A 13,789-nucleotide genomic window follows, 5' to 3' on the forward strand; every position below is an offset into this window, starting at 1 on the left:
GGGCGGCACCGGCAGCACCAGCGGTCGCCGCGGCGCCGCCCATGCCTGGAGAAGAAGGAGCCATCTGGCTGGTCTGGTGCGTCGGCGCAGCGCCTGCGCTTTTGCCACCACCGAAGCGCTTGGCGGCATTGACGTCGAGACTCATCGTCAGGCCGATGCACAACGCCATGGCGATGCTAAGAAAACGTTTCATAAAGGGAATTCCCATTTGTGGAAGGCACGCGCGCCATGTTGCACAGCTGAAGTGTTACTGGCTAGCGGCAGAGTGTTTCGGGCTTTTGCCTGACAGGTCGTGTTCAGCTTCAGTCAGCGCAATAAGGCCTTTTGATTTTGATATGTCAGATGAGTGGAAAAGTTTTGTAGGACGTTCGCCTAGCGTCGTAGGGCCAGCATGACGACCCCGGCCGTGATCAGACCGATTCCGCCCCATTGGCGCAGGTCGAGTTTTTCTCCCAGCAGAACCACGCCCAGTATGGCGACCAGCACCACGCTGAGTTTGTCCACTGGAGCGACCAGTGAGGCCGGACCGACCTTGAGTGCGCGGAAATAGCAGATCCACGACGCCCCGGTGGCCAGGCCCGACAACAACAGGAACAGATAACTCTTCGCAGAGATCGATCCCAATGACTGATATTGGCCCGTGGCGTACAAAATCAAGGCCAGGCTGACCAATACCACGATCGTACGCAGCAGGGTGGCGAAGTCGGAATTGACGTTTTCGATGCCGACTTTCGCGAAAATGGCGGTCATCGCCGCGAAAGCCGCGGATAACAGGGCCCAGAATGTCCAGGAAGAAAAAAAGCCCGAGCCCATGACGGTTCCTTGATTGCTTACATGAAACTGGAGACTACACAGAACCTTGTGGGAGCGGGCTTGCTCGCGAAAGCGGAGTGTCAGGCAACCTCAATAGAGACTGACCCACCGTATTCGCGAGCAAGCCCGCTCCCACATTGATCCTTCTGCGAGCTTTAGATCGCTTCCAGCTTGGCATAACCCAGCATCAGCCACTTGCTGCCTTCGCTGAAGTTCACCTGTACCCGGGCCTGGGCCCCGGCGCCTTCGAAGTTGAGGATCACGCCGTCACCGAATATCGAGTGGCGCACAGTCTGGCCCAGGCTGAAGCCGGTCTGCGGAATCTCGCTGCCGCTGAACAGGTTGCTGCCACTCATCGACTGGTTGCCACCGAACGGACGGCTGACGCTATTGGACAACCGCACTTCCTGGATCAGGCCTTTCGGAACTTCGCGTACGAAGCGCGACACCTTGTTGTAGGTCTCGCTGCCATACAGGCGGCGGGTTTCGGCGTAGGTCATCACCAGATTCTGCATGGCCCGAGTGATGCCGACATAGGCCAGACGACGCTCTTCCTCAAGGCGGCCGGGTTCTTCCAGGCTCATCTTGTGCGGGAACAGGCCTTCCTCCATGCCCACCAGGAACACGTAAGGGAATTCCAGGCCCTTGGCGCTGTGCAGGGTCATCAATTGAATACTGTCTTCGTGCTCGTCGGCCTGGGTGTCGCCGGCTTCCAGCGACGCATGACCGAGGAAGGCCGCGAGCGGCGTCAGGTCTTCGTCTTCTTCGCTGTTTTCGAAGTTGCGCGCGGCGCTGACCAGTTCCTCAAGGTTTTCTACCCGGGCCTGGCCTTTCTCGCCTTTTTCCGCTTCGTGATAGGCGATCAGCCCCGACTGCTCGATGACGGTCTGGGTCATCAGATGCAGCGGCATTTCCATGCACTTGGCAGCGAGGTTCTCGATCAGCTCGATAAACGCGCCGAGGGCACCGGCTGCACGACCGGTCAGGCCTTTGTTGGCTACCAGTTGGCGCATCGCTTCCCACATCGACACGTCGCTGTGGCGCGCATGGTCGCGGATCGCTTCGACGGTTTTCTCGCCGATGCCGCGGGCTGGCACGTTGATGACCCGTTCCAGTGCCGCGTCGTTGCCCCGTCCTTCAAGTAACCGCAGGTAAGCCATGGCGTTCTTGATTTCGGCGCGTTCGAAGAAGCGCTGACCGCCATAGATACGGTAGGGAATGCGCTCGCGCAGCAAGGCCTCTTCCAGAACCCGCGACTGGGCGTTGGAGCGGTACAGAATCGCGATATCGCTGCGAGACAAGCCGGTTTTCAGCGCGCTTTCGATGGTTTCGACAACGTAGCGTGCTTCGTCGTGTTCGTTGAAGGCGGCGTACAGGTTGATCGCTTCGCCATCGCCGCCGTCTGTCCACAGCTCTTTGCCCAGGCGCCCGGTGTTGTTGGCGATCAAGGCGTTGGCTGCCTTCAGGATGCCGGCGGTGGAGCGATAGTTTTGCTCCAGGCGAATGGTTTCGGCGTCCGGGAAGTCTTCGGAGTACTGGTAGATGTTCTCGATTTTCGCGCCGCGCCAGCCGTAGATCGACTGGTCGTCGTCGCCTACGACCATCAGGCTGTCGCCACCCTTGGCCAGCAGGCGCAACCAGGCGTACTGCACGGCGTTGGTGTCCTGGAACTCGTCCACCAGGATGTGCCGGAAGCGCTTTTGATAGTGAGCGAGCAGGCCTGGGTGATCGCGCCACAGATCGAGGGCGCGCAGCAGCAATTCGGAGAAGTCGATGACACCCGCACGCAGGCAGGCGGCCTCGTAGGCTTCATAGATGCCGCGCATGGTCGCCAGGAACAGGTCACCGCTGGCTTGAATGTGTTGCGGACGCAGGCCTTCGTCTTTCTGCCCGTTGATGAACCACTGGGCCTGACGGGCCGGCCAGCGTTGCTCATCCAGGCCGAGCTCGCGGATCACCCGCTTGACCAGCCGTTGCTGGTCGTCGCTGTCGAGAATCTGGAAAGTCTGGCTTAAGCCCGCTTCCTGCCAGTGCGCCCGCAACAAGCGGTGCGCCAGGCCGTGGAAGGTGCCGACCCACATGCCGGCCGGGTTGATACCCATCAACTGCTCGATGCGCTGGCGCATCTCGGCAGCAGCCTTGTTGGTGAAGGTCACCGACAGGATGGAGTGGGGCGAGGCGTTTTCGACCTGGATCAGCCAGGCGATACGGTGCACCAGCACTCGGGTTTTACCGGAACCAGCACCGGCCAGGACCAACTGACGACCCACGGGGGCCGCTACGGCCTGGCGTTGGGCATCGTTGAGGGAGTTCAGCAGAAGGGAGAGATCATCGCGCATCAGGGCATTCTAGGGGGACGCGACACACCGGGCAAACTCCGCTTCGCTTTAGCCGATGAAAGTTATGCGAAGGACGACCGGTCGGTCATCGGCTGCAGGCGTTGGCGGGGCGAGTCTTCAGCGTTTTCAGGGGGCGTCGGCGACTGAAAAATTTGGCGATTTATTGATCAGCAGCAGTTTGGTCCGGGCAATTGCTTGTGTATGCTCCGAGCAGTTTCGGGCTCATGCTCATCATTATAAGAACAAGAACATCGCCTATGACCCTCAGCTTCGACCTGTCGGGCCCCATTGTGGAACCCCGGGAGATCCGTAAACAGTACGCCATGGAAATGGCGGTCGAACGCACGCGCCTGTTGTATCAGGGCTCGCTGCTGCCCACGTTGTTCATGCTGATCAATGGCCTGGTCTGCGCCGGTTTGCTCTGGAGTCCGCAGCGCTACTTCCTGGTCAGTGTCTGGCTGGTGTGGTTGTTGTCACTGGTGGCATTACGGGTGATTCAGGTCGCAGCCTTCGACTCGGCAATTCCCAATCGACAGGCCCATCCCATTTGGCGAAGGATGTTCTGGCTGGGCTCCGGCCTCACCGGCCTGACCCTGGCCGGTGCCGGCATCGCCCTGGCTCCCGCCGACAACTTCATTCAGCAAGCCTGGGTCTTCGGCCTCATCGGCGCCGCAGCGCTTTCGGCCAGCGTGGCTTATGCGGTCAGTTTGCCGGCCTTTCTGTCTTTTACCTTGCCCTGCCTGTTGCCGGCCATCGCCTATATGTTTTTTGGGGGGGGCGAGCAGCAGCAAGGTTGGGGCTGGTTCGGGCTGATTCTGCTCGGTGCATTGAGCGTGGTTGCCTGGCAGGTCAATCGATTGATCGATCGGGGCTTGATGCGACGCTTTCAGAATCAGGCACTGATCGAGCATTTGCAGCAGGCGCAAAGCTGCAGTGATCAGCTCAATCAGAAGCTGGCCAAGGAGATCGAACAGCGCCGACGGGCCGAGGACGAGTTGCGGGAGATTCAGATCGACCTGGAAAACCGTGTCGCTCAGCGCAGCCTGGAGCTGGACGCTGCCAACCAGGCGCTGAGCAAGAGTGAGGCGCGTCTGGCGCTGGCATTGAAGGCCAGCGAGTTGGGGTTGTGGGACTGGAATCTGCAAACCGACGAAGTCCATCACACGCAGATTCAGGAATTGTTCGGCCTGGAGCCGGAGCAGGTCACCGCATTACTGCGTCACCTCAAGCCGCGCCTGCATCCCGAGGATCTTCCTGCGCTGAAAAGGGCGCTGGTCGAGCATATGAAGGGCCGCACCGAGGACTATCAGATCGAGTATCGCGTACGGCATGGCGACGGCCACTGGGTCTGGATCGAGGACCGTGGGCGGGCGGTCGAGCGCGCCAAAAACGGCCGGGTGATTCGCATGGTTGGCACTCGCCGCGACATCAGCGTCAGCAAAGGCCTGGAAGAACAGCGGCAACTGGCGGCGACCGTTTTCGAGGCGGCCAGCGAAGGGATCGTGATTTTCGATCCGAACTACGCCCTGATCGCGGTCAATCAAGCCTTCAGTCGAGTGACCGGCTATGACATCGAAGACATGATCGGCCGCAATGTCGTTGAGTTGCCCTGCAGCCGCGATGCGCGTCGGCATTACGCCGCAATACATCAGGCGCTGGAACAGCAAGGCAGCTGGCAGGGCGAATTGGTGGAAACCCGCAAGAACGGCGAGATGTATCCGCAATGGCTGCAACTGAATGCTGTGCGCGATACCCGGGGAAATGTCAGCCATATTGTGGGCTTCTTCGCTGATCTCTCCGCCCGCCGGGAATCCGAAGAGCGGATGCGCTATCTGACCCATTACGACGAACTTACCGGTCTGGCCAACCGCTCGATGTTCCGCGAACGACTCAGCGAGGCTCACCAACGAGTGCGACAGGGCGGTTATCGCAGCCTGGCGTTGCTGCACATCAATCTCGATCGGTTCAAGCAACTCAACGACAGCCTGGGGCATGAAGTCGCCGACCAGCTATTGCAGAAAATGGCCCGGCGACTGGTGAATGCATTGCCTGAGGCAGACACCATCGCGCGCCTTTCCGGTGACGAATTTGCTGTGCTGTTCAATTCCTATGGCAACCTTTCGAGCCTGGCCCGGGTGGCGACTCGTCTGGCGAGCAAGTTGCGTTTGCCCGTCACCATCGACGGCCATGAGCTGGTGGTCAGCGCGTCGATGGGTATCAGCCTGTTGCCGGACAGCGCCCGGGAAATATCTGCATTGGTCAGTCAGTCGAACATGGCCATGCAACACGCCAAACACCTGGGTGGTAATAACTTCCAGTTTTACACCGACAGTCTGCAAGCCAGCACGCTGGAGCGCTTGCAGCTGGAAAACCATTTGCGCAAGGCCGTCGAAGAGCAACAGCTGAAGGTGTTTTACCAACCCAAGCTGTGCCTTGCCACGGGCAAGCTCAATGCCGCCGAAGCCTTGGTGCGCTGGGATCATCCGACCATGGGCCGTGTGCCGCCGGGGGATTTCATCGGCCTGGCTGAAGAGACTGGATTGATCGGCCCGATCGGTGAGTTCGTGTTGCGTCAGGCCTGCTGGCAAGCCTGTGAGTGGCAGCGGCAGGGGCTTGAGCCGATCCGGGTGTCGGTCAATTTGTCGGTACACCAGTTGCGCCAAGGCAAGCTGGTCAGTCTGGTGCGACAGGTCCTGGAGGAAACCGCGCTGGCACCGCACCTCCTGGAGCTGGAACTCACTGAAAGCCAGTTGCTCGACAGCGTCGAACATATCATCGCTACTTTCCAGCAATTGCGAGATCTAGGGGTGAAGCTGGCCATCGATGATTTCGGCACGGGGTATTCGTCCCTGAGTTACCTCAAGCGGATTCCGGTGGATTACGTGAAGATCGACCAGGCGTTTATCCGCGGATTGGGTGAGGGCACTGAAGACGCGGCGATTACCCGGGCAATCATTGCCATGGCACACGGCTTGTCGTTGAAGGTCGTGGCGGAAGGGGTCGAACGACGCGAGCAGCTTGAGTTTCTCAAGAATGAGCTCTGTGACGAGGTGCAAGGCTATCTCATCAGCCGGCCGGTCGAGGCGGATGGGCTTGCGGCGCTGCTGCGCGAACAATCCATGGATTGAAAAGGTGCTTCCCGCCGGTTGTTTTCCAGAGCCGACGGGAAGTCGATGTGTACTTAGCTGGAAATCATGACTTCATCGATATGGTGCAGCAACTCTCCTTCGTAGAAGATACTAACGCCACTGACGTTAGAGTCTCCCATTGTTTTATATTCGATGAATTTGTCAGTTAAGACATGCAGTGTAATATCCTGAGGTATTGCAAGTACCAGATCCAGTCGCAGATCAAAGGACTTATCCTGAATATCGCTGAGTTCCAGTTTTGGTATAACGCGGGGATCGGCAACGGTTACGGTGCCATTGACGCGGAAAGACTGGCTCCCAGGCATTCGGTCGATTTGTGCGGTCCAGTCTTTGGTTTTAATACTCATGGTTTGTAACTCCAGTAATTAGTTATATTGCTTCCTGCCGAATTAATATATCCATCTGAAGTTGCGAGCGATAAGTTTTTTAGTTTGGCTTTGTAAGGTTGTGTGTTCCGGTATTTATCATCTGAATATCGATATGCAAGCATTAATGGTGGGGGCGCTGCCCGTCCAGTGATGTCGCGATGGTGCGCCTGAGCGTCGAGCGCGAGTGCTACATGAGGCGCGGGCACCTGAAATCGAGGGATCCGGTTACGCATTGAGCAGGCAAAAAGCCGATTCATGTAGTATAACTACAAGCGTGCTACATCCCCGGCACCTGCCAATAACAAAGAGTCCAGCCCTTTGAATCTGCTGCAACACATCGCCCAGTCTCGCCACCTGTTACGCAAGTCGGAGCTCAAGGTCGCCGACCATGTGCTGCTTGATCCTGCGGCCGTGATGCACAGCTCCATGGCCGACCTGGCCCACAGCGTGGGCATCAGTGAGCCGACCATCGTGCGTTTTTGCCGTGCCATCGGTTGTTCCGGCTTTCAGGACCTGAAGCTGAAGCTGGCCCAGAGCCTGGCGGCAGGTGCGAGTTTCGGCCAGTTTGCGATCCATGAGGATGATTCGGTCGCCGACTACAGCCTGAAAATCTTCGACACCACCCTGCATACGTTGATGGAGGTTCGCGAGAAACTCGATCCGCTGGAATTGCAGAGGGCCGTGACGCTCATGTCCCAGGCCCAGCGTGTCGAGTTCTATGGCTTCGGCGCCTCCGGTGCGGTCGCAGCGGACGCCCAGCACAAGTTCTTCCGCTTGCTGCTGACGGCAGCGGCGTATTCTGACCCGCACATGCAGGCGATGTCGGCCGTGACGCTCAAGCCAACCGACGTGGCGATCTGCATTTCCCAGTCCGGGCGCTCCAAGGACCTGCTGATCACCGCCAACCTGGTGCGCGAAAGCGGTGCTTCGCTGATCACCTTGTGCCCGAGCCAGACACCATTGGCCGAGCTGTCGACGGTCAATCTGGCGATCGATGTGCATGAAGACACTGAAATCTATACGCCGCTGACGTCGCGTATCGCCCACCTGGTGGTGATCGACGTGCTGGCAATGGGCGTGGCCATGGCGCGTGGTCCGAGCCTGGTCAATCACCTCAAGAGCGTCAAGCGCAGCCTGCGCAGCTTGCGGTTGTCGCCCAAGTCGGTGAAAGCGCTGGACGACTGATGTCGTCGTAAGGTCGTTCCGACCTTATTCGCGAGCAAGCCCGCTCCCACATTCGACCGAGTTCTGCCAGATGGATACGGTCAAATGTGGGAGCGGGCTTGCTCGCGAAGGCGTCCTCGAATACGCCGCACGTTTCATCAGTCTGTAACGCCCGAGCCGCCAAACCGTCATCCTCGGCGCCTATCTTGAAACTCCCGTACTCGCCTTGGGAGACTCGAAATGGCCATGCCTTACGAAGAACGCAACAGCGCTGTCAAAACCCGTCGTCAGCAAGAAGATCAGCGCCGCATGGAATTCCGTCGCGCCATTGAAGATCGCTGCGAACGCCGTCAGCTTCTGGCCGAAATTGGCGATTTTCCGGAGTTGGAACTCAACTTCTGGCAGGCAACTCCCTCGACTTCCCGTCGAAACGCTCAACCAGCGCGCTGATTTGAATCCGTTCACTACGGATAAATGCCAGGAAGGCGTGAGCCACCGGTGACAGGCGTTTCGCCTTGGCCTGCACCAGGCACCAACTGCGAAACAGTGGCAGCTCTTCGACGGGTAGCTCGATCAGCCCACCGGTTGCCAGCTCAAGGTTCAGGGCGTGGCGCGTCAACAGCGCAACGCCCAGGCCTGCCAGTACACATTCACGCTGGGCTTCGGCAGACGAGACTTCCTGGGTCTGGTTGAAGTGCACGCGTTTCTCTTTGAAGTATTCTTCGCACGCCAGCCGCGTCCCGGAGCCTGGCTCACGCAACAGCAGTGTGTAGGGCTCGAGATCCTGCAGGCGCAGCGGCCCCATATGACACAGCGGGTGATCCGGTGGCGCCACGGCGACGATCGGGTTGTTCAGGAACGGCAGGAATTCCAGGCCCATGTCCTGAGGCACCATGGACATGATCACCAGGTCGTCGCGGTTGTCCGACAAACGCCGAATAACCTGGCCGCGATTGACCACCGTCAGTTGCAGGTTCACCTCCGGGTGTTGGCGTTTGAAGGCGGCAAACAAGTGCGGCACGAAATATTTGGCGCTGGATTCCACCGCCAGTTTCAGTTGCCCCTGCAGCGAGCCCTGCATGTCCGACAACTGCATGTCGAGGTTTTCCAGGCGTCCGAAAATATCCCGGCTGGCCCGCTGTAACGCTTCAGCCGCTTCGGTCATGTAGAGTTTTTTGCCGACGTAATCGAACAAAGGCTGGCCAATCAGCTCTTCAAGTTGACGAATCTGCAGGCTGACGGCAGGTTGTGTGAGCGACATTTCCTCGGCCGCGCGACTGTACGACCGCAAATCACAGACCTCGTTGAAGATCTGCAATTGCCGTAAAGTCATACGCATCAATGACTTACGCATTATATGGTCACTCTCGCCGCTGGCTGGAGAATCAACTATAAGTCTTTACTTATGCGCGACCCAATAATTATTCATTTTTGTTAATCCCTTGTGGGCGCTAGTGTGGACCTGCGACCAAATTGAAACATTTGGTCACGCGTCGACCTGGTCTAGCAGGTCGTGGGTACCACCGGCTCAAGGGAATTTCCAAGTGATAACAAAGATCCTGATCGCCAACCGTGGTGAGATTGCCGTACGAATCGTGCGTGCCTGCGCCGAAATGGGCATTCGCTCGGTCGCGATCTATTCCGACGCCGACCGTCATGCCTTGCATGTGAAGCGTGCGGACGAGGCCCACAGTATTGGTGCCGAGCCCTTGGCCGGTTACCTGAACCCGCGCAAGCTGGTGAACCTGGCCGTGGAAACCGGCTGCGATGCATTGCATCCCGGTTACGGATTCCTTTCGGAAAACGCCGAACTGGCGGAGATCTGCGCTGAGCGCGGTATCAAATTCATCGGCCCGTCGGCGGAAGTCATTCGCCGCATGGGCGACAAGACTGAAGCGCGCCGCAGCATGATCAAGGCCGGCGTGCCGGTCACCCCGGGCACCGAAGGCAACGTGTCGGGCATCGAAGAAGCCCTGACCGAAGGCGACCGCATCGGTTACCCGGTGATGCTCAAGGCTACCTCCGGTGGCGGCGGTCGCGGCATTCGTCGTTGCAACAGCCGTGAAGAACTCGAACAGGCTTTCCCGCGAGTGATTTCCGAAGCCACCAAGGCGTTCGGTTCGGCGGAAGTGTTCCTGGAAAAATGCATCGTCAATCCGAAACACATCGAAGCGCAGATTCTCGGTGACAGCTTCGGCAACGTGGTGCACCTGTTCGAGCGTGACTGCTCGATCCAGCGCCGCAACCAGAAGCTGATCGAGATCGCCCCGAGCCCGCAACTGACCCCGGAACAGCGCGCCTACATCGGCGACCTGTCGGTACGCGCAGCCAAGGCCGTGGGCTACGAGAATGCCGGCACCGTGGAGTTCCTGCTCGCCGAGGGCGAGGTGTACTTCATGGAGATGAACACCCGGGTGCAGGTGGAACACACCATCACCGAAGAAATCACCGGCATCGACATTGTCCGTGAGCAGATCCGCATCGCCTCCGGCCTGCCGCTTTCGGTGAAACAGGAAGACATCCAGCACCGCGGTTTCGCGCTGCAATTCCGGATCAACGCCGAAGACCCGAAAAACAATTTCCTGCCGAGCTTCGGCAAGATCACCCGTTATTACGCGCCCGGCGGTCCTGGCGTGCGTACCGACACGGCGATCTACACCGGTTACACCATTCCACCGTTCTACGATTCCATGTGCCTGAAACTGGTGGTGTGGGCGCTGACCTGGGAAGAGGCGATGGACCGTGGCTTGCGCGCCCTCGACGACATGCGTCTGCAAGGGGTCAAGACCACCGCCGCGTATTACCAGGAAATCCTCCGCAATCCGGAATTCCGTAGCGGCCAGTTCAACACCAGCTTTGTTGAAAGCCACCCTGAACTGACCAACTACTCGATCAAGCGCAAACCCGAAGAGCTGGCCCTGGCCATCGCCGCCGCCATCGCCGCCCACGCAGGCCTGTGAGGAATAGAACAATGAGCAAGCAAATCCACGTTACCGACACGATCCTGCGCGACGCCCACCAATCGCTGCTCGCGACCCGCATGCGCACCGAAGACATGCTGCCGATCTGCGACAAGCTCGACAAAGTCGGCTACTGGTCGCTGGAGTGCTGGGGCGGCGCGACGTTCGACGCCTGCGTACGCTTCCTGAAAGAAGACCCGTGGGAGCGTCTGCGCCAATTGCGCGCCGCGCTGCCTAACACCCGTCTGCAAATGCTCCTGCGTGGCCAGAACCTGCTGGGCTACCGCCACTACAGCGACGACGTGGTCAAAGCCTTCGTTGCCAAGGCTGCAGTCAACGGTATCGACGTGTTCCGCATTTTCGACGCCATGAACGACGTGCGTAACCTGCGCGTGGCCATCGAAGCGGTGAAAGCGGCGGGCAAACACGCCCAAGGCACCATCGCCTACACCACCAGCCCGGTGCACACCATCGAGGCCTTCGTGAACCAGGCCAAGCAAATGGAAGCCATGGGTTGCGACTCGGTGGCGATCAAGGACATGGCTGGCCTGCTGACCCCGTACGCCACCGGTGAACTGGTCAAGGCACTGAAAGCCGAGCAATCGCTGCCCGTGTTCATCCACTCCCATGACACCGCTGGTCTGGCTGCAATGTGCCAGATGAAGGCTATCGAAAACGGCGCCGACCACATCGACACCGCGATCTCCAGCTTCGCCTGGGGCACCAGCCACCCGGGTACCGAGTCGATGGTCGCCGCCCTTAAAGGCAGCGAGTTCGACACCGGCCTGAACCTGGAGCTGCTGCAAGAGATCGGTCTGTATTTCTACGCCGTGCGCAAGAAGTACCACCAGTTCGAAAGCGAATTCACTGCCGTCGACACCCGTGTCCAAGTCAACCAGGTACCGGGCGGGATGATTTCCAACCTGGCCAACCAGTTGAAAGAGCAGGGCGCCCTCAACCGCATGAGCGAAGTGCTGGCCGAGATTCCGCGGGTTCGCGAAGACCTCGGCTTCCCGCCGCTGGTGACCCCGACGTCGCAGATCGTCGGCACCCAGGCGTTCTTCAACGTGCTGGCCGGCGAGCGCTACAAGACCATCACCAACGAAGTGAAGCTCTACCTGCAAGGTGGCTACGGCAAGGCGCCGGGCACGGTGAACGAGAAGCTGCGTCGCCAGGCCATCGGCAGCGAAGAGGTTATCGACGTTCGCCCGGCCGACCTGCTCAAGCCGGAAATGGCCAAGCTGCGCGCCGATATCGGTGCACTGGCCAAGTCTGAAGAAGACGTGCTGACCTACGCCATGTTCCCGGACATCGGCCGCAAGTTCCTCGAAGAGCGTGCGGCTGGAACCCTGACACCTGAAGTGCTGTTGCCGATTCCGGAAGCCGGCAAGGTGGCTTCGGCAGGCGGCGAAGGCGTGCCGACCGAGTTCGTCATCGACGTTCACGGCGAAACCTACCGCGTCGATATCACCGGTGTTGGCGTCAAGTCCGAAGGCAAGCGTCACTTCTACCTGTCCATCGACGGCATGCCGGAAGAGGTGGTGTTCGAGCCGCTCAACGAGTTCGTCGGCGGCGGCAGCAGCAAGCGCAAGCAGGCCAGCGCACCAGGCCATGTCAGCACCACCATGCCAGGCAACATCGTCGATGTGCTGGTCAAGGAAGGTGACACCGTCAAGGCAGGCCAGGCCGTGCTGATCACCGAAGCGATGAAGATGGAAACCGAAGTCCAGGCCGCCATCGCCGGCAAAGTCACCGCCATTCACGTGGCCAAGGGCGACCGGGTCAATCCGGGTGAAATCCTGATCGAGATCGAAGGCTGAGTTAACAGCCTCGATTCAACGCTTTAAACCTCGGGGGGGCATGTGCTCCCCTTTTTTTATGCCTGCAACTCCTTTCCTGGAAGCGCGCATTTTTTCTGATGTCTTCCCGACAGCACCTAAGCGTCACTGCTAAAACTGCATTATTTTGCAGTTTTACGGCAGGGGATCACCTTTCGTGTGCATTTTATTGCGTATGGCAATGCTGTTGATTTGCCTCTGATGCATTATATTGCGTTTATACTTGGTGGAGCTCTTCAAAAAGTGCATTTAAATGCAGGTGGAAAAGCATGTACAACCTGACATTGCAGATTTTTACGGCGGGTGAATGGTCCGACGCTATGGTCTTGAGCTTTGATAACCCTGAAAAGGGTTTCGAAAGCCGGTGCAATTTTGGTTACGAAACGGGTTATCTCGTCGATAACCATGAAGCCATCGGATCCCCGTTCTCCAAGGCTGTGAGTGCAAGAATCCCATTGGATTGGGAAGGTCGGCGATCCAACGCGCCAGCATTCGTGCATGACATTGCACCTGCCGGAGCTGCAAAACGATTTCTTCTCGCACGCGTAGGGCAAGACAAACCCGCTGACATCAGTGCCGACCTTTACCTGTTGGGCAGGAGTACACCGGCACCTATCGGCAACATGCGAATCAAAGAATCTGCCGAGGCGGTTGATGAGCGTGAGCCTATTGGGTTTGAGCGTCAGGATGTCATCAGTCGAGACAACCGTTTTCTCGAATACGCCTATGAGCTGGGCGCTGCGATTGGCGGTGCGACAGGCGCCGGAGGTGAGGCACCGAAGCTTTTGTTGGCCGAAAACAAGACCGGCCTCTTGTATCCGGACGCAGTGCTGGAAGACCGGGATGTCACCCAACATTGGTTTGTGAAGTTTGCCCGCAATAAAGGTAACCAGACTGATCAAGATATCCTGCGAAGCGAATACCACTACTACAAAGCTCTCCAGGCGCTGGGTATCGAAACAGTCGTTGAGGAAGGATTGGCGTTAGAGGAAGCGACCAAACCCAGCTTGTGGATGCAGCGTTTTGATCGTCAGGTAACAGTCCAGGGTGTAGAGCGTTTGGCGGTAGAGTCGATTTATTCGCTGGCGAATGTCACCAAGCCTGGAAGTGCGATGAACCACATGGAGGTTATCCGCATGCTTGCCGGGCTCTGGCGCG

At 58.6% G+C, this 13,789-nt stretch carries 10 protein-coding genes and 1 pseudogene; 6 read left to right on the plus strand and 5 right to left on the minus strand.

Translation table 11 applies throughout. From position 1 onward, the window contains the following. The 3 genes and pseudogenes from ACCD00_RS27605 to uvrD form a co-directional block, all read right to left on the minus strand. A pseudogene (locus tag ACCD00_RS27605) lies at positions 1–193 on the minus strand (hypothetical protein); the annotation flags it as partial. Positions 194–372: 179 nt separating this feature from the next. Continuing rightward, positions 373–813, minus strand: coding sequence for an EamA family transporter (locus ACCD00_RS27610; RefSeq protein ID WP_007989639.1), 441 nt, complete (start codon positions 811–813; stop codon positions 373–375). Between the two features lie 155 nt (positions 814–968). Further along, complete coding sequence (uvrD, locus tag ACCD00_RS27615; protein WP_095964375.1) at positions 969–3,152, minus strand: DNA helicase II; 2,184 nt, start codon at positions 3,150–3,152, stop codon at positions 969–971. A 257-nt stretch (positions 3,153–3,409) separates the two neighbouring features. Between uvrD and ACCD00_RS27620 the strand changes: the two genes are divergently transcribed. Then, positions 3,410–6,280, plus strand: coding sequence for a putative bifunctional diguanylate cyclase/phosphodiesterase (locus ACCD00_RS27620; RefSeq protein WP_413428439.1), 2,871 nt, complete (start codon positions 3,410–3,412; stop codon positions 6,278–6,280). 53 nt (positions 6,281–6,333) lie between these two features. Here ACCD00_RS27620 and ACCD00_RS27625 read toward each other — a convergent pair whose 3' ends face one another. Then, positions 6,334–6,648 (minus strand): hypothetical protein, encoded by a 315-nt coding sequence (locus tag ACCD00_RS27625; protein WP_413428440.1) that lies wholly within the window; start codon positions 6,646–6,648, stop codon positions 6,334–6,336. A gap of 339 nt (positions 6,649–6,987) precedes the next feature. On the opposite strand from ACCD00_RS27625, the gene hexR reads away from it, so the two are divergent. Both hexR and ACCD00_RS27635 read left to right on the plus strand, forming a co-directional pair. After that, a complete protein-coding gene (gene hexR, locus ACCD00_RS27630) occupies positions 6,988–7,854 on the plus strand; it encodes a transcriptional regulator HexR (protein WP_007954250.1) in 867 nt (288 codons plus the stop codon). Positions 7,855–8,073: 219 nt separating this feature from the next. Continuing rightward, positions 8,074–8,283 (plus strand): PA3496 family putative envelope integrity protein, encoded by a 210-nt coding sequence (locus tag ACCD00_RS27635; protein ID WP_008018316.1) that lies wholly within the window; start codon positions 8,074–8,076, stop codon positions 8,281–8,283. Here ACCD00_RS27635 and ACCD00_RS27640 read toward each other — a convergent pair. Beyond that, a complete protein-coding gene (locus tag ACCD00_RS27640) occupies positions 8,225–9,187 on the minus strand; it encodes a LysR family transcriptional regulator (RefSeq protein ID WP_008018315.1) in 963 nt (320 codons plus the stop codon). The genes ACCD00_RS27635 and ACCD00_RS27640 overlap by 59 nt on opposite strands. A 190-nt stretch (positions 9,188–9,377) precedes the next feature. Here ACCD00_RS27640 and ACCD00_RS27645 point away from each other — a divergent pair, with 190 nt between their 5' ends. From ACCD00_RS27645 to ACCD00_RS27655, 3 genes are all read left to right on the plus strand, one after another. Further along, on the plus strand, positions 9,378–10,793 hold the full coding sequence (locus ACCD00_RS27645; protein ID WP_007971702.1) for an acetyl-CoA carboxylase biotin carboxylase subunit: 1,416 nt from the start codon (positions 9,378–9,380) through the stop codon (positions 10,791–10,793). Positions 10,794–10,804: 11 nt separating this feature from the next. After that, positions 10,805–12,613: a sodium-extruding oxaloacetate decarboxylase subunit alpha gene (oadA, locus tag ACCD00_RS27650; RefSeq protein WP_413428441.1), complete on the plus strand. Its 1,809-nt coding sequence runs from the start codon at positions 10,805–10,807 to the stop codon at positions 12,611–12,613. Positions 12,614–12,900: 287 nt separating this feature from the next. Then, positions 12,901–13,789, plus strand: an 889-nt coding sequence (locus ACCD00_RS27655; protein ID WP_413428442.1) for a HipA domain-containing protein, incomplete at its 3' end; no start/stop codon positions are given.

Source organism: Pseudomonas sp. Pseusp3 (genome assembly GCF_047304225.1).
GTDB lineage: Bacteria > Pseudomonadota > Gammaproteobacteria > Pseudomonadales > Pseudomonadaceae > Aquipseudomonas > Aquipseudomonas fluorescens_CD.